This window comes from Curvivirga sp., assembly GCF_965219885.1.
Lineage (GTDB): Bacteria > Pseudomonadota > Alphaproteobacteria > UBA8366 > Aestuariispiraceae > Curvivirga.
Genome location: NZ_CBDCOT010000009.1, coordinates 1,515,492 through 1,537,212, shown reverse-complemented (window position 1 = coordinate 1,537,212; position 21,721 = coordinate 1,515,492). Strand labels below are relative to the sequence as shown.

At 41.5% G+C, this 21,721-nt stretch carries 26 protein-coding genes; 3 read left to right on the top strand and 23 right to left on the bottom strand.

Translation table 11 applies throughout. The annotated features are described in order from the left end of the window. Window positions 1–16 precede the first annotated feature (16 nt). The 13 genes from ACOQOA_RS12700 to ACOQOA_RS12640 all read right to left on the bottom strand — a co-directional run bounded on the left by ACOQOA_RS12700 (window position 17) and on the right by ACOQOA_RS12640 (window position 8,040). Entirely contained in the window at window positions 17–343 is a 327-nt protein-coding gene (locus ACOQOA_RS12700) for a hypothetical protein (RefSeq protein WP_420548993.1), read from the bottom strand. A 33-nt stretch (window positions 344–376) separates the two neighbouring features. Then, window positions 377–727 (bottom strand): hypothetical protein, encoded by a 351-nt coding sequence (locus ACOQOA_RS12695; RefSeq protein WP_420548992.1) that lies wholly within the window; start codon window positions 725–727, stop codon window positions 377–379. Next, the gene (locus tag ACOQOA_RS12690; RefSeq protein WP_420548991.1) at window positions 724–1,128 is read right to left on the bottom strand and encodes a hypothetical protein; all 405 of its coding nucleotides are present in this window, start codon (window positions 1,126–1,128) and stop codon (window positions 724–726) included. Before ACOQOA_RS12690 ends, ACOQOA_RS12695 begins: the two co-directional genes overlap by 4 nt. Then, window positions 1,125–1,415: a hypothetical protein gene (locus ACOQOA_RS12685; RefSeq protein WP_420548990.1), complete on the bottom strand. Its 291-nt coding sequence runs from the start codon at window positions 1,413–1,415 to the stop codon at window positions 1,125–1,127. The genes ACOQOA_RS12690 and ACOQOA_RS12685 overlap by 4 nt, the downstream gene beginning before the upstream one ends. Beyond that, window positions 1,415–1,741 carry a hypothetical protein gene (locus tag ACOQOA_RS12680; RefSeq protein ID WP_420548989.1) on the bottom strand — a complete coding sequence of 109 codons (327 nt, stop codon included), beginning with the start codon at window positions 1,739–1,741 and terminating at the stop codon, window positions 1,415–1,417. Before ACOQOA_RS12680 ends, ACOQOA_RS12685 begins: the two co-directional genes overlap by 1 nt. Next, the gene (locus tag ACOQOA_RS12675) at window positions 1,738–2,124 is read right to left on the bottom strand and encodes a hypothetical protein (RefSeq protein WP_420548988.1); all 387 of its coding nucleotides are present in this window, start codon (window positions 2,122–2,124) and stop codon (window positions 1,738–1,740) included. The genes ACOQOA_RS12680 and ACOQOA_RS12675 overlap by 4 nt, the downstream gene beginning before the upstream one ends. After that, window positions 2,121–2,468 (bottom strand): hypothetical protein, encoded by a 348-nt coding sequence (locus ACOQOA_RS12670; protein WP_420548987.1) that lies wholly within the window; start codon window positions 2,466–2,468, stop codon window positions 2,121–2,123. The genes ACOQOA_RS12675 and ACOQOA_RS12670 overlap by 4 nt, the downstream gene beginning before the upstream one ends. Then, window positions 2,468–3,817 (bottom strand): phage head spike fiber domain-containing protein, encoded by a 1,350-nt coding sequence (locus ACOQOA_RS12665; RefSeq protein ID WP_420548986.1) that lies wholly within the window; start codon window positions 3,815–3,817, stop codon window positions 2,468–2,470. The genes ACOQOA_RS12670 and ACOQOA_RS12665 overlap by 1 nt, the downstream gene beginning before the upstream one ends. Then, window positions 3,818–4,231 carry a hypothetical protein gene (locus ACOQOA_RS12660; protein ID WP_420548985.1) on the bottom strand — a complete coding sequence of 138 codons (414 nt, stop codon included), beginning with the start codon at window positions 4,229–4,231 and terminating at the stop codon, window positions 3,818–3,820. Window positions 4,232–4,246: 15 nt separating this feature from the next. After that, window positions 4,247–6,253, bottom strand: coding sequence for a hypothetical protein (locus tag ACOQOA_RS12655; protein WP_420548984.1), 2,007 nt, complete (start codon window positions 6,251–6,253; stop codon window positions 4,247–4,249). Then, window positions 6,253–6,822, bottom strand: a complete 570-nt coding sequence (locus tag ACOQOA_RS12650; protein WP_420548983.1) for a hypothetical protein — start codon at window positions 6,820–6,822, stop codon at window positions 6,253–6,255. The genes ACOQOA_RS12655 and ACOQOA_RS12650 overlap by 1 nt, the downstream gene beginning before the upstream one ends. 100 nt (window positions 6,823–6,922) lie before the next feature. Then, window positions 6,923–7,192 carry a hypothetical protein gene (locus tag ACOQOA_RS12645; RefSeq protein ID WP_420548982.1) on the bottom strand — a complete coding sequence of 90 codons (270 nt, stop codon included), beginning with the start codon at window positions 7,190–7,192 and terminating at the stop codon, window positions 6,923–6,925. Window positions 7,193–7,194: 2 nt separating this feature from the next. Further along, a complete protein-coding gene (locus tag ACOQOA_RS12640; protein ID WP_420548981.1) occupies window positions 7,195–8,040 on the bottom strand; it encodes a phage capsid protein in 846 nt (281 codons plus the stop codon). 850 nt (window positions 8,041–8,890) lie between these two features. Between ACOQOA_RS12640 and dapD the strand changes: the two genes are divergently transcribed. Both dapD and dapE read left to right on the top strand, forming a co-directional pair. After that, on the top strand, window positions 8,891–9,736 hold the full coding sequence (dapD, locus tag ACOQOA_RS12635; protein WP_420548980.1) for a 2,3,4,5-tetrahydropyridine-2,6-dicarboxylate N-succinyltransferase: 846 nt from the start codon (window positions 8,891–8,893) through the stop codon (window positions 9,734–9,736). Between the two features lie 35 nt (window positions 9,737–9,771). Beyond that, the gene (gene dapE / locus ACOQOA_RS12630; RefSeq protein ID WP_420548979.1) at window positions 9,772–10,923 is read left to right on the top strand and encodes a succinyl-diaminopimelate desuccinylase; all 1,152 of its coding nucleotides are present in this window, start codon (window positions 9,772–9,774) and stop codon (window positions 10,921–10,923) included. 9 nt (window positions 10,924–10,932) lie between these two features. Here the strand turns inward: dapE and ACOQOA_RS12625 are convergent, their stop codons facing one another. The 7 genes from ACOQOA_RS12625 to ACOQOA_RS12595 form a co-directional block, all read right to left on the bottom strand. Beyond that, window positions 10,933–11,430: a hypothetical protein gene (locus tag ACOQOA_RS12625; protein ID WP_420548978.1), complete on the bottom strand. Its 498-nt coding sequence runs from the start codon at window positions 11,428–11,430 to the stop codon at window positions 10,933–10,935. Between the two features lie 20 nt (window positions 11,431–11,450). Then, window positions 11,451–12,194: a tRNA pseudouridine(38-40) synthase TruA gene (truA, locus tag ACOQOA_RS12620; RefSeq protein WP_420548977.1), complete on the bottom strand. Its 744-nt coding sequence runs from the start codon at window positions 12,192–12,194 to the stop codon at window positions 11,451–11,453. 24 nt (window positions 12,195–12,218) lie between these two features. Next, window positions 12,219–12,701, bottom strand: coding sequence for a copper chaperone PCu(A)C (locus ACOQOA_RS12615; protein ID WP_420548976.1), 483 nt, complete (start codon window positions 12,699–12,701; stop codon window positions 12,219–12,221). Window positions 12,702–12,752: 51 nt separating this feature from the next. After that, window positions 12,753–13,139 (bottom strand): hypothetical protein, encoded by a 387-nt coding sequence (locus tag ACOQOA_RS12610; protein WP_420548975.1) that lies wholly within the window; start codon window positions 13,137–13,139, stop codon window positions 12,753–12,755. A 93-nt stretch (window positions 13,140–13,232) separates the two neighbouring features. Next, window positions 13,233–14,150: a homoserine O-succinyltransferase gene (locus ACOQOA_RS12605; protein WP_420548974.1), complete on the bottom strand. Its 918-nt coding sequence runs from the start codon at window positions 14,148–14,150 to the stop codon at window positions 13,233–13,235. A gap of 197 nt (window positions 14,151–14,347) precedes the next feature. Further along, complete coding sequence (locus tag ACOQOA_RS12600; protein WP_420548973.1) at window positions 14,348–15,109, bottom strand: phosphoadenylyl-sulfate reductase; 762 nt, start codon at window positions 15,107–15,109, stop codon at window positions 14,348–14,350. A 262-nt stretch (window positions 15,110–15,371) separates the two neighbouring features. Next, window positions 15,372–16,133 (bottom strand): SDR family NAD(P)-dependent oxidoreductase, encoded by a 762-nt coding sequence (locus ACOQOA_RS12595; RefSeq protein ID WP_420548972.1) that lies wholly within the window; start codon window positions 16,131–16,133, stop codon window positions 15,372–15,374. Window positions 16,134–16,364: 231 nt separating this feature from the next. Between ACOQOA_RS12595 and ACOQOA_RS12590 the strand changes: the two genes are divergently transcribed. Continuing rightward, window positions 16,365–18,320 (top strand): acetoacetate--CoA ligase, encoded by a 1,956-nt coding sequence (locus ACOQOA_RS12590; protein ID WP_420548971.1) that lies wholly within the window; start codon window positions 16,365–16,367, stop codon window positions 18,318–18,320. 82 nt (window positions 18,321–18,402) lie between these two features. Here the strand turns inward: ACOQOA_RS12590 and ACOQOA_RS12585 are convergent, their stop codons facing one another. The 3 genes from ACOQOA_RS12585 to ACOQOA_RS12575 form a co-directional block, all read right to left on the bottom strand. Beyond that, a complete protein-coding gene (locus tag ACOQOA_RS12585; RefSeq protein WP_420548970.1) occupies window positions 18,403–18,960 on the bottom strand; it encodes a hypothetical protein in 558 nt (185 codons plus the stop codon). A 33-nt stretch (window positions 18,961–18,993) separates the two neighbouring features. Continuing rightward, window positions 18,994–20,526 (bottom strand): tetratricopeptide repeat protein, encoded by a 1,533-nt coding sequence (locus ACOQOA_RS12580; protein ID WP_420548969.1) that lies wholly within the window; start codon window positions 20,524–20,526, stop codon window positions 18,994–18,996. Between the two features lie 141 nt (window positions 20,527–20,667). Next, on the bottom strand, window positions 20,668–21,684 hold the full coding sequence (locus ACOQOA_RS12575; RefSeq protein ID WP_420548968.1) for an aspartate-semialdehyde dehydrogenase: 1,017 nt from the start codon (window positions 21,682–21,684) through the stop codon (window positions 20,668–20,670). Between the last annotated feature and the right edge of the window lie 37 nt (window positions 21,685–21,721).

The window sequence follows — 21,721 nt, the reverse complement described above, 5'->3', positions numbered from 1 at the left end:
CAATCCTGCATTAAAACTATCCCCAGCAGATGTCGTCTCGCCAGTTACGCGGTAACTTCCCCTCCTCAGCTCTACGTTCTAGCTCATTCGATATTTGTCGAATCGCATCTATCTGTTGCCACTCATTTTGTACTTCTAACCAGAGTTTCTTTTCTAAATTAGTGAGTTGCCCAGCCTGTTTGAGATGTATCAAAAGCTGAAAAGCAGTCATTAGCAGATTTCGCTGTTTATACTCAGGAACCTTTTCCAAGATTCTACATTTCGCTTCTTCTTGAATCTGCTTTGTTAGCTGGTCCACACGTCTCGCTTCTCTCAGCAGAGATTTTTCTGCATCGTTTAACATTTCTCTCATTATAAATATTCACTTTTTGTTCCGTTAATTATTCATCAGATAATCCAGAGTTAATAATTCCAATTCTTCAGGCGTTTCAGCATCCATTAAACGTTTGTCCGAGGGCATATCACGAAGCTTCTGCTTCTTAGCTGCAATCGAAGAAGTTGCCTCACCTTTTTCTAAAGCTTTCATAAATTCAGCATCTAAAATTTCTAAAGCCGATACACGCGCTTTTCTTAATCTGTTTCGTTGAATCTCTCTAGCTTTAATCATATCTACAGAAATCACATCTCCTTCTAGTTGCCATGCTTCTCGAAAAATTCGACTATCCGGTTTATCGACCAAGGCATTTTCAACTATATCGGCTTTGATTTGAATGTAAGATTTTGTCATGCAATAAGACTCCAAGCATTTCTATAATTTCGATTTAAGGGGATCTGATCCCGTTTACAAATTTTGAACTTTTGACGATTCCTTAAATCCCCTCTCCATATTCGAGGCGGAATATCTTTTTGAATAAGATACTCGATAGCCTCTTCTTCACTCATAGCAGGGATTACATGATCATGCAGAATATGGCCATTCGTGATTTTTCCATCAATACTCTCCAATTTTTGGTAGGCTTCAACTGGTGGCAGAATGCCTCCATATAATGCAGATGCCATCCAGTTTGGGTCAGGATACATAATTGCACATGCATCATTTAAATCATCTTCATACACTATAGTATATTGTGAGTGATAAGGGGATAGGTTCTCTTTAGCCCATAACAGGCGCTCAAAAAGATTCATCATGGTTTTGGGTATTTCTGTTTTACGGCTCTACATGCTTTCACATATGCATCCATTTGAGCTTGATCATTCTTAACTATAGCATCTAAATAAGAGGTGATTTCAGGATACTCTCTACGACGCTTGTCAGAATAGGATAGCATTTCTATTTCTGATTCCATCTTTGTTCGCTGAAGATCCTTCATCTCCTCAAAAGAAATTTCTAACATATCAGCTTGGATCAACTTATCTTGCGAACCGTCACTTTCATACGCAAATACATTACCTTTAGCATCTTTAAAATATCTCATTATCTTAACTCCGACCAAAAAACTGCAAAATTTGTAGTTCTATAAGTGGAACCATTGGGCACTAAGAAAGAGCATGCAAATTGATGAGCCCCAGCAACACCATCATAAATTCGCGAACTTGCCACTAAGAGATCATCAACATATGCATAGGCTTTGCCATGCGATCCAATACTAAAAGTCAATGCTACGACAAGAGTACGTCCTGTTGTGTTTGTATACGTTACTCCAGCGTTACGTTCCGCAGTCATATCATACCATGACTGCCCCACTCCTAAAGGTAAGACATATTCACTTCCATTAATCTTTTGAACAATCAAATTACTCATACCAACTCCCCCATAACACTCATTGTTGCATATCGATGATCAGTTAAACCGTTATTAGTGTTGGTATTTATTAGGCGTACACTTGCTGCGGTTGGAGGAGTAGCTCCATAGTGAATAGAAGTTGTAGCACCATTTGTAACTTCAAGGCTTGGCATACCTGCGAGAACATAATCGGATGATCTAAACACATGTGTAAAATTATAACTATATTGTCCATCCCCATGCTCTATGACACCGGAAGTGTTGAAGCTATCTCTCACGGTAATACCCGAGCCGGCGTCAATGTTTGACCATGCTTTATTCGTACCATGGATCAAATAATCCATCAGAACCCCTTGAGAACCATCGCATTTCGAAACTTTGTCCACTTTAATTTCGCTCATGCCAAATCTCCAAAAATTATCAAATCCGGCGCTCCATGTGCCCAATCTGCAGAAGAATTATATGTTCTAATCTCACAATCATATACGGTACGACTAACAACACATCCATTTCTAGGCGCACTTCTATCTGAAGTTGCGCTTGCCCATTCACCTGACAATGGGATTAAAAAGGAGACACCATACCGGCCTATACCATTGTCAGTCGTACCAGAGACATTTAAACTATACAAAATAGTGTCATAATCTTGTAACGAGAGGACTACTTTTGCTGCAGATTGACCAACAAGATTTGTTGGCTTTCCATTCCTTGCTGATACATTATCAACTCTCAATGAACCAGTCATTACACAATACTCCAGGCTCCGTTTACAGTAACTGTATATCCAGGGAACTCTTCATTGCTTCTAATATAAGGTTTCAACTGAGCATCCTCTAAAAGCTGTACACCGGATACATATAACCCGCCACTATCAATATCGGTAAAGTTTGCATTTCCATCTTTGTCCAAGAGATAAACGGTTATTTTTAAATTTTCCACTACAGATTGAGGGTTACTAATAAACCAACATCGATACCAACCATCCCCCAGATCCTGTAGACCTGAGCTCATAACCTGTACTTCTTCCTTAATAACGCGATCCGATAAATCAAAATCTGCATATGATAAATACTCACTCTCACTTACTGAATGGACATCATTTGTTCTCAAAGCTAAACGCAATGAATCTAGTTCAGCTTGTTTAGCAAAAATAGATAGCACATATACATTTCCCAGCGACGTTGATCGTGAGTAAACTTGATCAATATAATGACGGGTCATAATTGAAGATGAAGATTTTAGTTTATTAACAACACTCAGCTGGATAGGTTTTGGTATATCTTCAATAGACACAGATGCTTCGGTTAAACTCCAGACTGTATTATCAGTTAAATCCTCTGACTTAAGTAAGTCATTTTTCGACTTAATAGTAATTGGGCCAGCCGACATACCATTATGATATTCTTCAATAATGACATCTTCTTCAATCACATTCGCATTGAGGCGAATAAGAGAATCTTCACCAACGGAAAGCCCTCCCAACCTCACACTTGGATCAATTTTGTCTTGAGTAATTGACTGACTAGCAATTTTATCCCCGGTTAACGGAAGCTCCAAAGCGGCAACATGGTCTTTGGAAGCTTGAATTGCATCTTCAATTTCATTCTGCAGCTGCTCTAAACCTGCAACCCATTCGCTACCTGATGCAGATGTTTTTACATTCCCATCCTCATCAAAATATAGAAATTTATTCTTTCTCTCCTCAATTTTGGGTAAAGTTAAAACACTGTCATCCCCATGCTCCGGCTTATGAATAGTATCCATTACCCGCATCTTCATTTCTTCAAGCAACATAGAAGTACGATTATGTTCAGCGTTTAAGCTTGCAGATCTTAATGGCTGCCCCTCAACATAAATATCAGAAGAATCAATTTCCGTTTCCCGATAAAGAATAAATTCATCTCCTGGCACTAAATCAGTTTCAAACTTTACTAAGGCACGCCCATCCGCAGTTAAAGTGACTGTCGGAAACCTTTCAATGCCTCCAAGAAACTCAATATTTACATGATCTTTAGAAAGCGTTTTAAAACTGCTGACAAAATTGTTTTTTATGTCTTCAGTCGCCATTAACCTTTCTCTTGGTATGTCTGTCATTTAATTTCCTATCTGAGAATTACTAAGTTGTTCCGCATACCCCAAATATCTCTGGGCTTTTTTCAAACCTTCATTCACGCCATCCGTAGCGTTCAAACGTCCAATTTCTTTATTCATTTGATGCTCTGTAGAAATTGTAAGTAAATTTTCCCGCGACTGTTTACGCATTCCATCTAAAATCGCATCCGAAGATCCGCCGCCGTAACCTGTTCCTGAAGCTCCCATCTTCGCACGAAGTTGAGCTTGCCGCCTTTCAAGAGCTTTCTTCTCCTGCTTAATTTGAAGTTTCTTCTGCTCTTCCGAGCGTGCTTCTTGTGCCGCTAATTGCTTCTTTTGATGCTTACGTTGTTGGCTAGCTTGCTTCTCTGAAAGTACCATTGCAGCAACCATCATTACGATTTGAAGCCATCCCATTTATTTCTCCTTCCTTCATTGCCCCATAACGGAAACTTCCGTCGCAACAGACAGAATAGTACAGGGCATTGGGTCATCCTGATGCACATGCCATAGCGGCCTTGCATCCCCTCTTATCCAACCCAAAGAACGGACCGTTTTATCACCTGTGAAGACTTCGGTTTCTTTGTCCAAAACCTCTGTAGATCCTAATCGTCTAAAAGACTGAATCTTAGGCCCCTGCCCCGTATCTACCTGTAACGCTTTTGATTCATGTAGTCGGAATGTTGCACGCACCAGTCGTATTGGCTTACCAAATCCTGCGCTATTTCCACCCTGCTGATAAATTGGTAATGGAATCACTTCATGTGTAAAAGGTAAGCCGACCTCAATTATAGAGTTAGATGGAATGTTTCCGACCAATACATGTCCTTCTTGAACCGTCTTTAATCCTTGATAAATTCCGTTAACAATAATCTGCACTGCCGCATTATTTAGATGTTCTAAACCATCAGCTAAATACGCCTCTTGAGCCGATGTTTCATGATAAATACGACCACTATCAGTATAATGATCAGCATCAAACTTTTCCAAAGTTACATGACTTTCTCTATCGATAATGCAATAGATTTCAGTACCAACAACAGCAACTGATATAAAATCTCCATCTGTTTCAAATGATGTCCAGGCAGTTACTTTTTCTTGTCGATAAAGTGTAACAACGGACATTGTTCCATCTGCCATAACAATATGCATAAGTCGTTTCGATTTCTCAAAATCTTGATCCACTGGAAACTTCATTAAATGGCGTGACAGCGTCGCCAAATCATTAGACTGATATGCTTGCTCAACATCGGCAAAAAGAAACTCTCGTAACTCCATACCATTTCGTGACGCAAATAAAGTCGCACCATCTACGTCACGCGGAGGAACTGAATGACTGGTAATAGATCCAATACGTGTTTGTCGGTTCAACTGAATGTTTTCAGGCGTTAAAGGATCACCAGTCACCATCCATTCGGCACCAGACGTAAACACTTGTAAATGTCGCCCCGAGAACACCCCTTGGATAGCATTCACTTGGTCAGATAAGATCGCAAACTCAATTGCTTCATCATCCAAGCCCTCTCCGAGATCGAAGTTATATAAGTCTGACGACTTAGACATCCAGAGTCGATTTGGTAATCCTTTTGACCCACCAATGACCAAACGGTCTTGATGGAAGCACACAGATTTAGGCCAACCGCGATATTCAGAGAATGCGATCTCTTCCCAATCCGTAGTTTTTGCATCCGAACTAAAATTAGATTTGATATCCACATAAACGTACGAAGCATCAGGTACAGACTTAATTATCGCTTCACCATTATGCATCCGGATACGAGATCCGATGTGTCCACCATTGAAAATTAAAGCAGGGTTTCCATCGGCTCCCGTTGCGTTAACTTGCACATTATTTCCAGAAGACTTAAGTGGTTCTAGCGCAATCTCATCAGCTTCATACTTATGATATGGGGCGAAAACCTTTCCTCCAGAAGAATAAAACGCCCAATCATTCAACGAAAAATTTGTATCGCTATGTCGTATCAATCTTTTCGGCGCGACATCAGGATGGCAAATCAACAACTCATCCGCACTTTGCGTCCATGTAATTTGCTTTAATTGATCCTTCGTCCAGAATGCATCTAACACTTCTGGTTCGATATTTTGGGACAAATCATCATCTTGGTAAGCTTCAAGAGGTCTGTAGATGAGAAGCTTCATATCCACAAAAACAAGAATATATGTTTTTACGGTATTAAACTCGAAAGAAACTACGCGTCCGTAATCAAATGATTGACGGGTGTCATCATCATTTAAAATCGATAAATCATCAACATAACGCAAGCCGGCCCGACGCGTTGTTCCACCGGTTGGAAACACGTGAACATTAGACATTTTACGTGCCCCATTTGCAAAGGCTTGCAAATCACTTCGCCCGAGAAGTTTTTCAGAAACTTCTCCCTGCGTGAAATTTGTTTTAACAAGAGTAATCCGAGGCATCAGTAGCGTTCCTCGATTAAATTGAAACCTTCGATGGATTGAGGCGTATCTTGCTGTGCATCAATAGATTTAGTTTTACGAAATTCCTTTTCTGCCAAATTCAACATACTTTCAGCGCGAGACGTACTTTCGGTCAACGGTAAGCATAATTCTGCAGCTAATCGCAAGATCATTAGCTGGTCGAAATAGGCAGGAAACATGGACTCATAGGGTCTAAAAATATAGGTAGCCGTTACAGCAGATGCATTTGTATGCAATCGATTTTCTATGATTTGATAATCAATTCCACGACTACGTCCGCCTTCGCCCGCTGATAGAATACGGAGGAAATCTGGTGGCAACTGATATGCATATTGAAAATCGGCAACCGGCTTACTTCCAAGACGCGCCAATCCTTTTTGGGCCGTCGCGAAAGTCCAAGGATATGCAGATAGGACAGCATCACGTGTTGAACCATAAAGCAAGCTCGCAGCCATACTCTCAGCAGTACCATCTTCAAAACTTGAAATGGGGTCAGCACCAAGCTTCAACAAGGCACGACTGCACAAAGCCACAGCACTTAAAGCCATAGAATGTTCCTTTCTCAGAATGAAAGACAAAAGGGGTTATTCACGGGCTGTAAATAACCCCTTAGCTTGTAAAACTTAACTAACTCAAAAATTTTGACTTTTAGTTACTGTTTGATGTTCCGATACCTGTCATATCGTTAACATCCACCGCACCCGAAGTATTATTGGCGACAGAAAAGAAACCCGTAGATGGTGACGCTGCGGTCTCAACATTTGCCAAAATCACATCCCCCACACGCAACATATCGGCAGCATCATTAAAATAGCCGTCGGTTGCCACAGATACAGCCGTATCTTCCGTGGCATAATGCCAAAAAGTGAAGCCATTTGCATACGCAATTACCGAGAGGTTTTTTGATTGATAAGCCATGATTAAACCTCCTTACAACGCATACGAACAATACCAGAATGATCTACAAGGCCAGCACCTTGAGACATCATATTATTCACAAAATAGGAAGCACGATCACCGTGATACGTAACATCAGATTTCACATCCTGACCGGATGCATGACCAATTGCAGTTTTATGGTACCAGTAACAATGTCGTAAATCAGAGCCATCTTTTAAAAGCCCGGAATGCGGCATCCACAAAGTACCTAACCAACGCTTTGCCTGTGTACCTTTCCAAGGCAAAGTATCGTCACCAACATAATCAGCATTGGAAAATTCTTCGATCGCCAATAATTCACCCCATTGGCGCCAGCCAATGATTGCGAAGCGTTGACCATCGTCAGGGACGTCAGACTCGCCAAGCATTTCGAAAGCCATAAGAATCTTTTCCTTTGTCAAACCAGATGTATCATCCAGTTGAGCCCCTGTTCCCTTTGCCTCGCGTGACGCATCGAGATCATTCAACTTTTCAATAATCAACTCGTCAGTTTTGCGACCAAGTGCATATGCACCTGCATTCGCTGTAACCATACGTTCATCAATATTTGTTTTCAGCTCATCCAAAGAATCAACCCAATCACCGGCATAATAATCCTGCAAAGTAATTTCGATTGGTTCGTGATCTACATTCATCACCGGAACCTTACCGTGACGTGCTTTTGTACTTGCAGTACCTTTGCCAACTTTCTGGAAGGTTGTACTGGAACCTTTCACATTGTTTTTGCTGCGCACAGTGTTGCGCAACTTCGAACCCATACGTTGATAGGATTCGTGCACTTCAGCCTGGAAGTGCTTTGTAAAACTATTCGCAATAGACGTAGACATAAATCGTCAACTCCAAAATATTAGAGGTCAAAAGTTCATATTTTCAGGAGAAGATGAAAATGTGGTTATCACATGCAGCGAGACCAGAGACAGCAGATATATAGTTATCTGCATCGCGCAAGGGCCACATTGTCACCTCTAAGATTTATCAGGGCCTAAAACTTCAAAACCAAACATGGGAATTTTCGATTTCGCATGTCAATTCCGCATCAAAATTTTCAAGACAGGTTATCCTGCATAAAATTACAAAATGAATATAATATTCTCATTCATTTGATTATTACCGGCGAGGAAGCCTTCTAGAAAAGAACAAAACTAGACAACACTTCCCCGCCTCAGAGCAGCGCCATAGCCAATACAAATCAACATGTCGCCAGCACCACCCTAAAGAATAAAACAAGAACATTTTAATTCAAAAAATAGTCGGCTACCCGACTGAATAATGAATAAGATCAAAATTACCCAAAAAGTTTATATTATCTTGATATGAGAGTGTTCCAATCCTTCAACACAACTCAATATATAGAACAAAAAACAAAAGTCAATATATATTTTTGTATTTATTCCTATAAATAGAACATTAATTATTTCAACTTACACGAATGTAAGGGATTCCGCGGGTCCGGTGGGGAAAAATAAATAAAAAATGACGCTTTCCTTGCTTGACCTAAATCTACATCTAGGTAATTTTGTTCCCGCTTTAAAACAGTCAAAACAGTTTCAAAAAAGCTGGTAACTTAATGGTCGAAAACCAAAAGGTTCGAGATACTGGGATTTAGCGACTTTTTTGAAACTCTTTTCTATAACCCCAAAGGCTTCCCCCTTTGATTATTAATCAGGAACAGGCATTATGAGTTATTCTGATCTGCAAGCTGTCATTGAAAAAGCATTTGATGACCGTGACAATGTAAATCTTTCCACAACTGGTGAAATCCGCGACGCAGTTAATGATGCGTTGAACTTAATGGATTCTGGTAAAGCACGTGTTGCAGAAAAAACAGCCGAGGGCTGGCAGGTTAATCAATGGCTAAAAAAAGCAGTTCTGCTTTCTTTCCGTCTGAATGATATGGAACTCATCCCTGGCGGTCCAGGTAGCCAGTCTTCTTGGTGGGACAAAGTGCCTAGCAAATTTGAAGGTTGGGGCGCAGAAGAATTTAAAGCAAGTGGTTTCCGTGCAGTACCAAACTGCGTGGTTCGTAAATCTGCTTATATTGCACCGAGTGCGGTGTTAATGCCATCCTTTGTAAACCTTGGCGCCTATGTTGATACTGGCACTATGGTTGATACATGGGTTACAGTTGGTTCATGCGCGCAAATCGGTAAAAACGTTCACCTTTCCGGTGGTGTTGGAATCGGTGGTGTACTTGAACCATTGCAAGCTGGCCCAGTAATCATTGAAGACAATTGCTTTATTGGCGCACGCTCCGAGGTAGTAGAAGGTGTCGTTGTTGAAGAAGGGTCTGTGATTTCCATGGGCGTATTCATTGGTGCCTCCACTAAGATCGTTGATCGTGAAACGGGCGAAATCTTTATGGGTCGCGTTCCTGCATATTCTGTGGTTGTATCCGGCAGTTTACCAGGCAAACCACTACCTGATGGCACACCCGGCCCAAGTCTATATTGTGCCGTGATCGTAAAACGTGTTGATGAGAAAACACGTTCTAAAACATCCATCAACGATCTTCTTCGCGACTAAATCTCCGACTTTTAAAGAAAAAGGCAAACGATATCATGGCACTTGACCCCGTTATTCTGGCACAGGATTTGATCCGCTGCCCAAGCGTTACTCCTATTGAAGGTGGCGCGCTTGATCTCCTCCAATCTACATTGGAAGAAATGGGTTTCAAATGCACACGTCTGCCTTTTTCCGAAGAAGGAGAAGATGATGTAGATAATCTTTATGCCCGATTAGGTACTGCAGAACCGAATTTATGTTTTGCAGGACATACTGATGTTGTACCTGTCGGGCAGGAAGATCTATGGTCTTCCCATCCGTTCCATGCAGAAATCCACGAAGGCATGCTATATGGTCGTGGTGCCTCTGACATGAAAGGCGCAATTGCCAGCTGGGTTGCGGCTATTTCTTCTGTGCTAGAGGAAATGGGCACACCAAATGGCTCAATCAGCTTATTGATTACTGGTGATGAGGAAGGCCCTTCCGTCAATGGTACTGTCAAAATGTTGCCTGCTTTGGCTGCTATGGGGGAGAAGCTTGACGCATGTATCACGGGTGAGCCAACCAACCCAAAAGTTTTGGGTGAAATGATTAAAATCGGCCGACGTGGTAGTGTGAATAGCTATTTAACAATACACGGTGTCCAAGGTCATGTAGGTTACCCTCATCTTGCAGACAATGCTGCCCACAGATTGGTATCAATCCTAAAGGGCTTGACGGATTGGGAGATCGATCAAGGGTCAGATCACTTCCAACCGTCCACATTAGCTGTCTCCACCATTGATATCGGCAACCCGACCACCAATATTATTCCAGGCATTGCAGAAGCCACATACAACATTCGCTTCAACGATCTTCACACTAGTGAAACTTTGATCGCAAAAATGCATGAAATGATTAAAGAATTCGGCGGAGAAGATGTGAATTATGAGCTGGAATGCAAGGTTTCTGGCGAATCCTTCTTAACACCACCAGGACAACTTTCCGACCTTGTGTCTGACGCCTGCCAAGAAGTGCTTGGTATTCGTCCCGAATTGAGCACAACAGGCGGCACCAGCGATTCCCGATTTATTAAGGATTATTGTCCTGTTTTGGATTTTGGTTTAGTTGGTCAAACAATGCATCAGGTTGATGAATGTGTCGCCGTTGATGATATCGTCAAACTACGCGATATTTACGCACATATTATGAAGAATTACTTTGATTAGAATTAGTCTCTAGCCAATTAGTTTAGTGACAAGTTGTTCTATAGTATCAACTTTTTCAAACCGACCTTTATTCACTACTCGGATATTTGGCCGCTCTGCCTTATCGCCGTCCTTATTGCCCTTGGTATGACGTGCTACTTTTAGGTCTTCAATACCTTTAAGAGGTTCATTAGGTTCACTTCCAAAAAACAAAAAAGGTCCTAGTTCTAAAGTCTGCTCATCAAATACCACTGAGATCACACAACCGGAGGGTTTATCAAACAATTTCCGATGAACCTTCCATTGGCTCGTTGTGGAAGTACTAAAGGAAGCCTTTAGTTGAACATGACGAACAACCTTCTCCGCTTCGACAATCAAATCATATCCGGCATTATCCACTTCCGGTTTTGAAATCTCAATTTCGCAATCACATTGCTGCCATGAAAATTTCAGCAACTCCCCTATAAAGAGATGCTCAATCAATTTCTCTCTATAAGATGAGTGCTCACTATGCTTAGAGATAACCATAACTTCCCCCAATAAGTTTTCTAATCGGGATAAATAACAGTGGTGAGGTATAAACCATCAGATGGGGCTGTTGGTCCGCCTGCTTGTCTGTCTTTTGCCTCAAGCGCCTTTGTAATATCATCTGCAGTCCATCGGCCTGATCCAACTAATTGCAATGTACCTGCAAAATTGCGCACTTGATGATGTAAGAAAGACTTGGCCTCTACAATGATATGAATTTCATCACCGTGACGGCTGACATCAAGCTTATCCAATGTTTTTATCGGGGATTCTGCTTGGCATTCACTCGCGCGAAAACTAGAAAAATCATGTTGTCCGATCAAACGTTGCGCCGCACCATGCATGGCTTCATGATCTAGACGGGTTCGGCAATGCCACACGCGCCCCTTATCCAATGCCGGACGGGCACGACGATCAAGTATGCGATAAAGGTAAGCACGCCCAACAGCACTAAAACGCGCGTGCCATTCCATATCTACTTCTTCTACTTCAAGAACGGAGATTGAATTGTTACGCAATTGTGCATTTATGGCCTCGCGTATTTTCAGATCAGTCATCTCTTTGATCATATCGAAATGCGCAACTTGCCCGGTGGCATGGACGCCAGCATCAGTTCTGCCAGCACCTTGCACATAAATCTCTTCCTGACTGAAAGCATTGATTGCTTCTTCAAGAGATTGCTGAATAGAAGGGCCATTATTTTGACGTTGCCAGCCCACATATGGGCCACCATCATATTCGATTGTGATTTTCCAACGTTTCATAAAAGGCCTTTCTTTCAGCTGCATTTAATTATGAGAATGTTCATGGCCATGTTTCATGGCCCCAGCTTTATGAACAGGAAGCTCCAAAGTAATAGGTCCTGCCTTTTCAAAGATCAACTCAACAGTGACTTTTTCACCTTCAGTCATCTTTTCATTTAACTTCATGAACATAATATGGAAGCTACCCGGTTTTAGTTCCACCATACCACCGGCAGGAATTGGAAGGCTATCTTGCTTTACCATACGCATAATGCCTTCTGCAGACATGCTACTTTCATGAATTTCAACTTTTTTAGCGATATCTGATTTTGCAGCCAGCAGCACATCAGCTTCACCCATATTATGCAATTTCAAGAAACCCGCGCCAACTTTTTGATTAGCAGCAGCGCGTGCCCATGGGTCCTTGATCATAATATCGCCATGCTTGATTTCATCAGCAGATGCGAAAGTAGAAATAGCAAAGACAGAAAATAGCGCTACAACTGCGCCCAAGATTTTGTTTTTCATAAGGAGATACCTATAACTTAAGTTAGTTTAACAATTTTTTATAAATGAATGTTAAACAGCTATGGGTGGTGCACGAATTGGGCCTATTAAATACTTGATACCAGATAAATGAAGATCATCTGAGCAGAATTGCTGGGACAATTCATTCTCTGCACGTTTCAGGTTACCATCCAGTTTTACAGCAAGAAACGGCGTATCACCCAAACCACTATAGACACAATATTCATGCCCTTGTGTCACACGGGTCTGGTTTGCGTCTTCCGTGGTGGCAGGTGCCACAAATTGCACACCACCAATACCACATATCTGCATCAAGCCCGGACTTGTATTACTATTCCCCCCGGCCAAACTCACCGACAATGGCATAAAGATGCCAAGGCTAAAGGCAAAAAATGCCAGCCCGATCGCATATGACCAAAGTTGTGAATGACGTTTCATGAATAAATAATGCAGTCTCAATTGTTAAATCGCCGACACAATAAAACAGCTTTGACTATCGTGACAAGACCACTATTTGAAAATCTATCTCAGTTATTTACCAATATCATTTAGATCAAATGGTGTGCGTTGATAAACATCATTAATCCAGTTGGAAATAAACAAATGCGCATGACTACGCCATAAGTTCGGCGGCATCTTGGTTGGATCATCATCCGGATAATAATTAAGTGGAACTGTAATATCCAATCCCTGACGCGCGTCACGATCATATTCATCTTTTAATGTGGTGGAATCATATTCCAGATGATTAAACATGTATACTTGACGCTTGTCATGATCACGCAACACACAAAGTCCCGCATCCTCAGATTCTGCTAGAACCTCAAGGTTCGCTTCAGCTGGCAAATCAGCTGCCCGATTTTCTGTATGGCGCGATACAGGCACCATAAACTCATCATCGAAACCTCGTAGTAATACTGAATGTTTCTTCACAACTTTATGAGGGTATATACCAAACCGCTTCTCAGTTAACTCATGTTTTGGTACATCATGGAAATGATAAAGCGCTGCTTGCGCGCCCCAGCAAATGTTTAAAGTATTAAACACATTCGTCTGCGTCCATTCCAAAATGGATTCCATTTCTGACCAATAAATTACATCTTTAAAATCAAGTGTTTCTACTGGTGCGCCTGTAATTATAAGCCCATCGTATTTCTGATCTTTTACTTCTTCCCAAGATTGGTAAAAAGCAAGCATATGCTCCTTACTAACATTTGTAGGTGTGTAACTACCTGTCGTTAGTAAAGTTAACTCCACCTGCAAAGGTGTTGCACCGATCAAACGAGAAAAGTGAAGTTCAGTTTTTTCCTTTAAAGGCATCAAATTCAAAAGCGCAATTCTTAACGGGCGAATGTCCTGACGTGACGCTTCACTTTCACGCATGACAACAAGACCCTCGCCTTCCAAATATTGGCGGGCAGGCAAACTATCAGGGATCTTGATTGGCATAATACGTTACTTTCGATCTGTGCATTATTGTTATTAATATAAAGATATCTCTATATATCAGTTCGATTTATCAGAATGCAATACTTTTTACAGAACAAAATGATATTCTGCGAACTTCTCAAGACAATTTAATGCAATGAATAAAAATAAAGCCCGATATTAATATCGGGCTTTTACTATATTAATAGATCTATGTATTAAATATTTTCCGCATATTTCATCGCCTCTGCACGATGAATACCACATTCAAACTTGGATTTCCCTTTCCAACGGCCTGCACGTACATCTTCGCCGTCAGCGACCTTTACAGTACAAACCTCACATCCGATAGATTTATAACCTTGATCAACCAAGCTATGTTGTGGAAGACCAAAATTAGTGAAGTGATCTTGAATTTGATCAGCAGTCCAATCAACAATTGGGTTAAGCTTAATCTTACCTTCTTCCCACTCTACACGAGGTAACTCCTTACGCCCGCCGCCGTGAAATTTCTTACGTCCCGTAATCCATCCTTTATACCCATTCAATGTATCCGAAAGCGGGTTTACTTTACGTATCGCACAACATTGATCAGGATCACTTTCCCACAAAGAACCGTCAGGATCCAATTCCGCGACTTCCTTCACATTGGGGGAAACAAATTGCACATTGGTAAGGCGCAAACGCTTAGAAAGCATATCAACATAATCAATTGTTTCTTTGAAATGCTTACCTGTGTCCAAAAAGAAAATTGGGAAATTTTTATCCACTCGGCTGATTAAATGTAACAACACAGCGGACTCAGCACCAAAAGAAGAAACCGATGCCAGTCCATCTTGTCCTAATTCATCATTGGCAGCTTGTAGAAAGGAAATAGCTGTTTTCACATGGTCTTGCTCAGGATCATCCATATGCCCTACCAATGCTTCATAATTTGAAAATTCAGCTTCTTCTATCTGTTTTTGTTGCAGAGCCGACATAACAATTATCTTTCCTAATCATAGTGCATCTATTTCATGCTTAATCAATTGATAAGATAATGGTGTTATTAATAGATAAAAACAAGCTTTTTATGTTTTATATATTTTAAACACAAAAAAATAGTATTTTTAACCATTTGTTATCAAAAGATATTTTCGATATGTTACTTTTGGGAAAAGCTATATTGCCCAATATATTTATGTAAATTAAACCAATAAATACTCGCAAAAAGCGAGTATTTATTGAGAAATAGTATTTACATTATCTTGGCTGCATTCTCAATGCACTATCTAAACGTACCACTTCGCCATTCATAATTGCGTTATCAACCATATGTAACACCAGCTTTGCATATTCATCTGGGCGCCCGAATCGCGACGGGAAGGGCAGAGTTGATGTAAGACTATCCTGAACTTCTTGTGGCATCCCTAAAAGCATGGGCGTACCAAAGAGACCTGGTGCAATCGCATTTACACGAATACCAGTTTTTGCAAATTCACGTGCAGCTGGCAGCGTCATACCGACTACCCCCCCTTTAGAAGCTGAATATGCAGCTTGGCCAATCTGACCTTCGAAAGCCGCAACAGATGCCGTGTTTACAATTAAACCACGCTCACCATCTTCATTTGCTTCACGTGTTTGCATTTGTGCAGCAGCTAAACGCATAATGTTAAAACTACCAATCAAATTCACCTGAATCACTTTTGAAAATGCCGCTAAGTCACATGGTCCTTCTCGTCCTACAATTTTCATTGCAGGTGCAATTCCCGCGCAATTAACTGCAATGGCACATGCCCCTAGCTTTTCCTGTACCTCGTTCATTGCCTTTTCGGCACTTATTGCATCGGATACATCACAAGCAACAGCAAGTCCTCCGATTTCATCTGCAACGGCTTGAGCTTTCTCCAACCCCATATCCAATACTGCCACCTTTGCACCTGCGGCTGCCAAGGCACGCGCTGTACCTTCTCCTAAACCACTCGCCCCACCTGTTACAACAGCAACTAATCCATTTACATCCATAACGTTTACGCTCCCAAAACTTGGATAATAATATTACCTTTCCTTAGTTATTAAAAAGAACACAGGAAAAAGCAACTGTTGAGTATTTTTGCACTGTTATGAGACTTAATAAGCACGACCAAGGCTTGTCCCCCCTTTCAAGCCGTTGTATTGAATTAATAATAATTAAAAAAACTGTGCGGATTAAGGCCAATTTGTTGGTAAAACATCTTTCTGAATGGTGACTATAGAATGACAAACCCATTGTGGACGCCGAATTCGGCGCGCGTAGCCAAATCAAATATGTCTGCTTTTATGAATATGTTAGAAGCGGATCACGGGGTGACATTATCCAATTATGATGCATTACATGATTTCTCTGTCAATGAACTGGAGAAATTTTGGGATTCGTTTTGGAAGTTTGGCAAAATCGTTGCTCAAACTAAAGGCGAACGTGTAATTGCAGATGCTGATAAAATGCCAGGCGCTAAATTCTTCCCAGATGCAAAGTTTAATTTTGCAGAAAACATGCTTCAAAAACGTGATGGTTCAAATGCTATTGTATTTTGGGCAGAAGATAAAGTGAAGCGTCGGATGACTTGGAAAGAGTTATATGATGGCGTATCTCGTCTTTCTCAGGCGTTACGTGACATGGGGGTTAAACCCGGCGATCGCGTTGCAGGCTTTGTACCCAACATGCCCGAAACTGTTATGGCCATGCTAGCAGCCACTGCCGTTGGTGCTGTGTGGACTTCCTGTTCTCCTGATTTTGGTATTAATGGTGTTTTGGATCGTTTTGGACAAACGGAACCAAAAGTGCTCTTTACCGCCGACGGGTATTACTACAATGGAAAAAGCCATGACAGCTTAGGTCGTGTCCGCGAAATCGTAGCAGGCCTTCCTACCGTTGAAAAAGTGGTAATCTTACCGCTTCTTAGCGATGACCCAATCGAAGCAGAAATTATTAATTCTATCTCATTAGATCATTTCATTGCCGATTACGATGCAAAAGAAATTGAATATGAATATACGGATTTCAATCATCCAGCTTATATCATGTATTCATCGGGCACGACTGGAGTGCCAAAATGCATTGTGCATTCAGCAGGTGGCGTTTTACTAACTCAAAAGAAGGAGCATATGCTCCATTGTAATAATGGTTTGGGCAGTCGCGTGTTCTATTTCACCACATGCGGCTGGATGATGTGGAACTGGCTGGTCGCCGCTTTATCTTGTCAATCTACTTTGGTCCTTTATGACGGGTCCCCGTTCGCACCAGATGCCAATATTCTATTTGATCTTGCAGATGCTGAAGGCGTAAATTTCTTTGGTACGAGTGCGAAATATATCGATGCATTAAACAAAGCAGAAGTAAAACCCATTAATACTCATAGCCTAGAAAGCGTTAAAGTAATTGGCTCTACGGGCTCTCCTTTAGTCGCTGAAAGCTTCGACTATGTATATGAAAATATTAAGAAAGATGTACAGCTTTCATCCTTATCTGGCGGGACAGATTTATTAGGCTGTTTCATTGGCGGCATTCCCACCAAGCCTGTATATCGCGGCGAGATCCAAGGTAAAATGTTGGCTATGGACGTTCATGTCTATGATGAGAATGGCAGTTCCGTTGAGCAGGAAAAAGGCGAGTTGGTTTGCACTAAACCTTTTCCGTCTATGCCTCTTGGTTTCTGGAAAGATGAAGATGGCAGTCGTTATCACAACGCCTATTATGCAGAATATGATAATATTTGGCATCATGGTGACTTTATTGAAGTCACAGAAACAGGTGGTATTGTCGTCTATGGCCGTTCAGATGCAACACTAAACCCAGGTGGTGTGCGCATTGGTACTGCTGAGATTTATCGTCAGGTGGAAAGTTTTGCCCAAGTTAAAGAAGCCTTGGTAATCGGTCAGGATTGGAACAGTGATGTACGCGTTGTCCTTTTCATCACTTTAGCAGAAGAAGCCGAATTAACAGAAGATCTTCAACAAGCGATCCGCAGTCATATTCGACAACAATGCACCCCACGTCATGTGCCTGCGAAAATCATTGCTGTAACTGATATTCCACGTACTAAATCTGGAAAAATTACAGAATTAGCCGTACGCGATGTTGTTCATGGACGATCTGTAAAAAACAAAGAATCTTTAGCCAATCCAGAAGCATTAGATCTTTATGTAAATATTGCAGCTTTACAGGAAGACTAAACGAAAGAAATTCAAATGAACAAAAAGGCCAGATCAGCTGATCTGGCCTTTTCTTTACCCGAGACAAGATTAAAATACTAAATTAATCCTGTTTTAGCCCCTCAGGTGGATCTCTAAATACAAAACGAAGACCTTTACCACCACATTCGTATCGCACTTTATCTGAAGCCTTCATCAAATCAAGGTTTTCATCGCTGATAATCGTTTCAGTAAACATATCGCCACCCAAACGCCCTTCGATCGCCATATGAATTTCCTTACGCGCCATACTTTTCCCGGCGAGCGCATCTTCAAGCAATTCTTTATTCGCTGTAAGAATAGTTAAAATGATATCCGCCAGATGTGGATGGCGCATACAAATCGTATCGGCAGATTCCCGATCCTTCATGCGTAAAGTGGCACGTAAGTTATAATAACTACCATGTCCATTGGGTATCATAATTGGCTTACTTTGCAGCCAGGCTACCCCGGGATCATAGTCCGCACGTATCTTGCCACTTGAATCCAGAATCTCAGCATCTTCCCTTGGATCTGGTGATGCTTGATCGAAGAACACATAAAAAATTGGTATACTTAGGCATAATGCGCCTACAAGCGACAGAATTAAAAAATTCGTTCGCTTAGATTCTCTTTGAGCCATTTCCCATCCCCGTAAACAGCCTGCCCAGCTGTGTTAGTCTTCCCCAATATCTGTAATTTCGTGCAACTTATGTATCAGACGATCCCGAACCCGATGCATAACTTCTTGCCAATCTCCCGGACTGGTTTGACGTAATAATGACATAGATCGATACCAAGGGCTATCCCCTCGTAACATTTGCCAACGCCAGTCAGGTGCAAAAGGAATTAAAACCCAAACAGGTATATCCAATGCGCCTGCAAGATGTGCCACCGCCGTATCAACTGAAATAACCAAATCAAACTGATTTAATAAACTCGCCGTATCTGCAAAATCCCGAATATGAGCCGAAAGATCTCTAATCATAGGATCAAAACAATGGTCTTTAATCTGACTTTCTGCCCCACCGATTTGAAAGCTGTAAAATTGTATCCCCGGCAAATCAAGTAATTGTGCAAACTGCTCTAGCGCTATGGAACGATTATGATCGTTCTTATGATGGATATCTCCCGCCCATACCAGCCCTACGCGGATTTGCGGAATAAGCCCCTTATTCAATATAGGAACATCTGTATCAGGCGCTTTCAAATACGGAATACGATTAGGAATATCTTCAGACTTTGCACCAACCATCCGCGGTAAACTCATCAATGGAATAACCGCATCGATATCTTCCGGAAGCGCATCGTCGAACCCATAAACTTCTACCCCTTCAAATTCTGGGCTAGATTGAATAAGGCGCTTAATCGAGGGGTCACAATAAAAAACAATTGCCCCAGCTTTACTTTGAACTAATGGCAAATACCGACAAAACTGAAGACTATCTCCAATTCCATTTTCTGCATATACCATCAATGTTTGCCCTTCTAATGGGGCGCCTTTCCAAATTGGAATTTCTGGGAAATGTGGATGACAATCATGTAATTGCCATCGCGCTTCCAACCCTTCAAACCCCTGTTCCAAATCTCCCTTCAATAAATCCAATAATGCATGATCCCAGCGCAGCTCAGCACTGTCATAACCCAGAAGTTCAGCGCGTCGAAAACAGCCTTCTGCTTCTTTTAAATGCCCAAGGTCTCGATGAACCAAGCCTAAATTATAATGAATTTGAGGTGCGCCCGGATCAAGATCGATAGCGTGTCTATGCGCTTTAACGGCTTCATCATAGCGGCATAAATCACGTAACGCATTACCAAGGTTTGACCAGCTGGTCCCATCATCTGGACGCAATGCTAAACCGCGTCGTAAACAAATCACAGCAGCCTCAGTCATCTTTCGCCGACGCAATAAAACGCCTAGATTTCCCCATGCCGAAGGTACGTTTGGACGCTCGCTCAGCAATTTACGATATAGAAGTTCCGCATCAGCATAATTACCAGCCTCATGGGCTTCTATCGCCATACGGAATAAATCCGATGTCGTCTTCATTTTACTGGGCGGTGGAGGCACATCTTCAAAGGATAGATCTTCATCACCCAACTTATCAGGTAATAACCCTCCTTCAGAGCTTTTACGTTCGATTTCCATATCATCGGTAATGCCGAAAATATGTTTTTCTAACGCAGAACGCCCCTCTGGAGAGTTCACAATTATATCTTCCTTACTATTCATAGAAGAAGTGTAAACTACAGAGGGGCGCCGGGTCGAGTCGAAAATAGGCTATAAATCAACGAAATACTTGATAAATAGCCTATTTTCATAAAGTTTTAACAGAAATGAAACTTCTGATTAAATCAAACCACGCTCAATCATTTTTTCTGCAATCTGTACCGCGTTTAACGCAGCACCTTTACGTAAGTTATCAGCAACAACCCACATATTCACACCGTTTTCAACTGTGATATCATCACGAATACGGCTTACATAAACTGCATCTTCACCTGCACATTCAACAGGTGTCACATAACCTTCGTCTTGACGATAATCTACGACAACGACACCTTCAGCAGATTCCAATACTTCACGCGCTTTTACATGATCCATATCGTTTTCAAATTCGATGTTTACAGATTCCGCATGACCAACAAAGACTGGCGCACGAACTGCTGTTGCAGATACTTTAATGGAAGGATCCAGAATTTTCTTGGTCTCAACAACCATTTTCCATTCTTCTTTAGTCGAACCATCATCCATGAATACATCAATATGCGGGATCACATTAAATGCGATCTGCTTTGTGAATTTTTCTTTTGTGATCGGATCATTCACAAAAATACCGCGTGTTTGAGTAAACAGCTCATCCATTGCTTCTTTACCACCACCAGATACGGACTGATAGGTAGAAACAACAACACGTTTGATCTTTCCTGCTTCATGCAAAGGTTTCAGCGCAACAACCATTTGAATGGTTGAACAATTCGGGTTTGCGACGATACCTTTTTTCTTCCAATCGTCCAAAGCTTCTGGGTTTACTTCTGGAACAACTAATGGCACGTCCGGGTCCATACGCCAGAAAGATGTATTATCAATCACAACGGCACCTGCTGCTGCTGCCTTTGGAGAAAACTGCTCAGAAATTTTTGCACCTGGAGAAGACAAAACAATATCTGTACCAGTGAAGTCAAATGTTGCTAGGTCCTGAACCTTGATATTCTTTTCATCGCCATATGCCACTTCTGTTCCAACAGAACGTGAGGAAGCCAATGCTACCACGTCGTCGGCGGGGAAGTTACGCTCTGCCATGGTTTGAAGAACTTCGCGTCCTACGTTACCGGTGGCGCCTACTACTGCAACTTTATAACCCATTGGTCTGTCTTTCTTTCGTTTAAACTTGTTACATTTT

Excerpts from the sequence above, each read along its gene's own strand:
- ACOQOA_RS12640 (WP_420548981.1), bottom strand. The coding sequence starts at position 8,040 with ATGTCTACGTCTATTGCGAATAGTTTTACAAAGCACTTCCAGGCTGAA.
- truA (WP_420548977.1), bottom strand. The coding sequence starts at position 12,194 with ATGAAACGTTGGAAAATCACAATCGAATATGATGGTGGCCCATATGTG.
- ACOQOA_RS12590 (WP_420548971.1), top strand. The coding sequence starts at position 16,365 with ATGACAAACCCATTGTGGACGCCGAATTCGGCGCGCGTAGCCAAATCA.
- ACOQOA_RS12660 (WP_420548985.1), bottom strand. The coding sequence starts at position 4,231 with ATGGGATGGCTTCAAATCGTAATGATGGTTGCTGCAATGGTACTTTCA.
- ACOQOA_RS12680 (WP_420548989.1), bottom strand. The coding sequence starts at position 1,741 with ATGAGTAATTTGATTGTTCAAAAGATTAATGGAAGTGAATATGTCTTA.
- ACOQOA_RS12605 (WP_420548974.1), bottom strand. The coding sequence starts at position 14,150 with ATGCCAATCAAGATCCCTGATAGTTTGCCTGCCCGCCAATATTTGGAA.
- ACOQOA_RS12610 (WP_420548975.1), bottom strand. The coding sequence starts at position 13,139 with ATGAAACGTCATTCACAACTTTGGTCATATGCGATCGGGCTGGCATTT.
- ACOQOA_RS12615 (WP_420548976.1), bottom strand. The coding sequence starts at position 12,701 with ATGAAAAACAAAATCTTGGGCGCAGTTGTAGCGCTATTTTCTGTCTTT.
- ACOQOA_RS12585 (WP_420548970.1), bottom strand. The coding sequence starts at position 18,960 with ATGGCTCAAAGAGAATCTAAGCGAACGAATTTTTTAATTCTGTCGCTT.
- ACOQOA_RS12665 (WP_420548986.1), bottom strand. The coding sequence starts at position 3,817 with ATGACAGACATACCAAGAGAAAGGTTAATGGCGACTGAAGACATAAAA.
- ACOQOA_RS12670 (WP_420548987.1), bottom strand. The coding sequence starts at position 2,468 with ATGACTGGTTCATTGAGAGTTGATAATGTATCAGCAAGGAATGGAAAG.
- ACOQOA_RS12700 (WP_420548993.1), bottom strand. The coding sequence starts at position 343 with ATGTTAAACGATGCAGAAAAATCTCTGCTGAGAGAAGCGAGACGTGTG.
- ACOQOA_RS12690 (WP_420548991.1), bottom strand. The coding sequence starts at position 1,128 with ATGATGAATCTTTTTGAGCGCCTGTTATGGGCTAAAGAGAACCTATCC.
- ACOQOA_RS12685 (WP_420548990.1), bottom strand. The coding sequence starts at position 1,415 with ATGAGATATTTTAAAGATGCTAAAGGTAATGTATTTGCGTATGAAAGT.
- ACOQOA_RS12650 (WP_420548983.1), bottom strand. The coding sequence starts at position 6,822 with ATGGCTTTAAGTGCTGTGGCTTTGTGCAGTCGTGCCTTGTTGAAGCTT.
- dapE (WP_420548979.1), top strand. The coding sequence starts at position 9,772 with ATGGCACTTGACCCCGTTATTCTGGCACAGGATTTGATCCGCTGCCCA.
- dapD (WP_420548980.1), top strand. The coding sequence starts at position 8,891 with ATGAGTTATTCTGATCTGCAAGCTGTCATTGAAAAAGCATTTGATGAC.
- ACOQOA_RS12575 (WP_420548968.1), bottom strand. The coding sequence starts at position 21,684 with ATGGGTTATAAAGTTGCAGTAGTAGGCGCCACCGGTAACGTAGGACGC.
- ACOQOA_RS12695 (WP_420548992.1), bottom strand. The coding sequence starts at position 727 with ATGACAAAATCTTACATTCAAATCAAAGCCGATATAGTTGAAAATGCC.
- ACOQOA_RS12675 (WP_420548988.1), bottom strand. The coding sequence starts at position 2,124 with ATGAGCGAAATTAAAGTGGACAAAGTTTCGAAATGCGATGGTTCTCAA.
- ACOQOA_RS12645 (WP_420548982.1), bottom strand. The coding sequence starts at position 7,192 with ATGGCTTATCAATCAAAAAACCTCTCGGTAATTGCGTATGCAAATGGC.
- ACOQOA_RS12625 (WP_420548978.1), bottom strand. The coding sequence starts at position 11,430 with ATGGTTATCTCTAAGCATAGTGAGCACTCATCTTATAGAGAGAAATTG.
- ACOQOA_RS12655 (WP_420548984.1), bottom strand. The coding sequence starts at position 6,253 with ATGCCTCGGATTACTCTTGTTAAAACAAATTTCACGCAGGGAGAAGTT.
- ACOQOA_RS12600 (WP_420548973.1), bottom strand. The coding sequence starts at position 15,109 with ATGTCGGCTCTGCAACAAAAACAGATAGAAGAAGCTGAATTTTCAAAT.
- ACOQOA_RS12595 (WP_420548972.1), bottom strand. The coding sequence starts at position 16,133 with ATGGATGTAAATGGATTAGTTGCTGTTGTAACAGGTGGGGCGAGTGGT.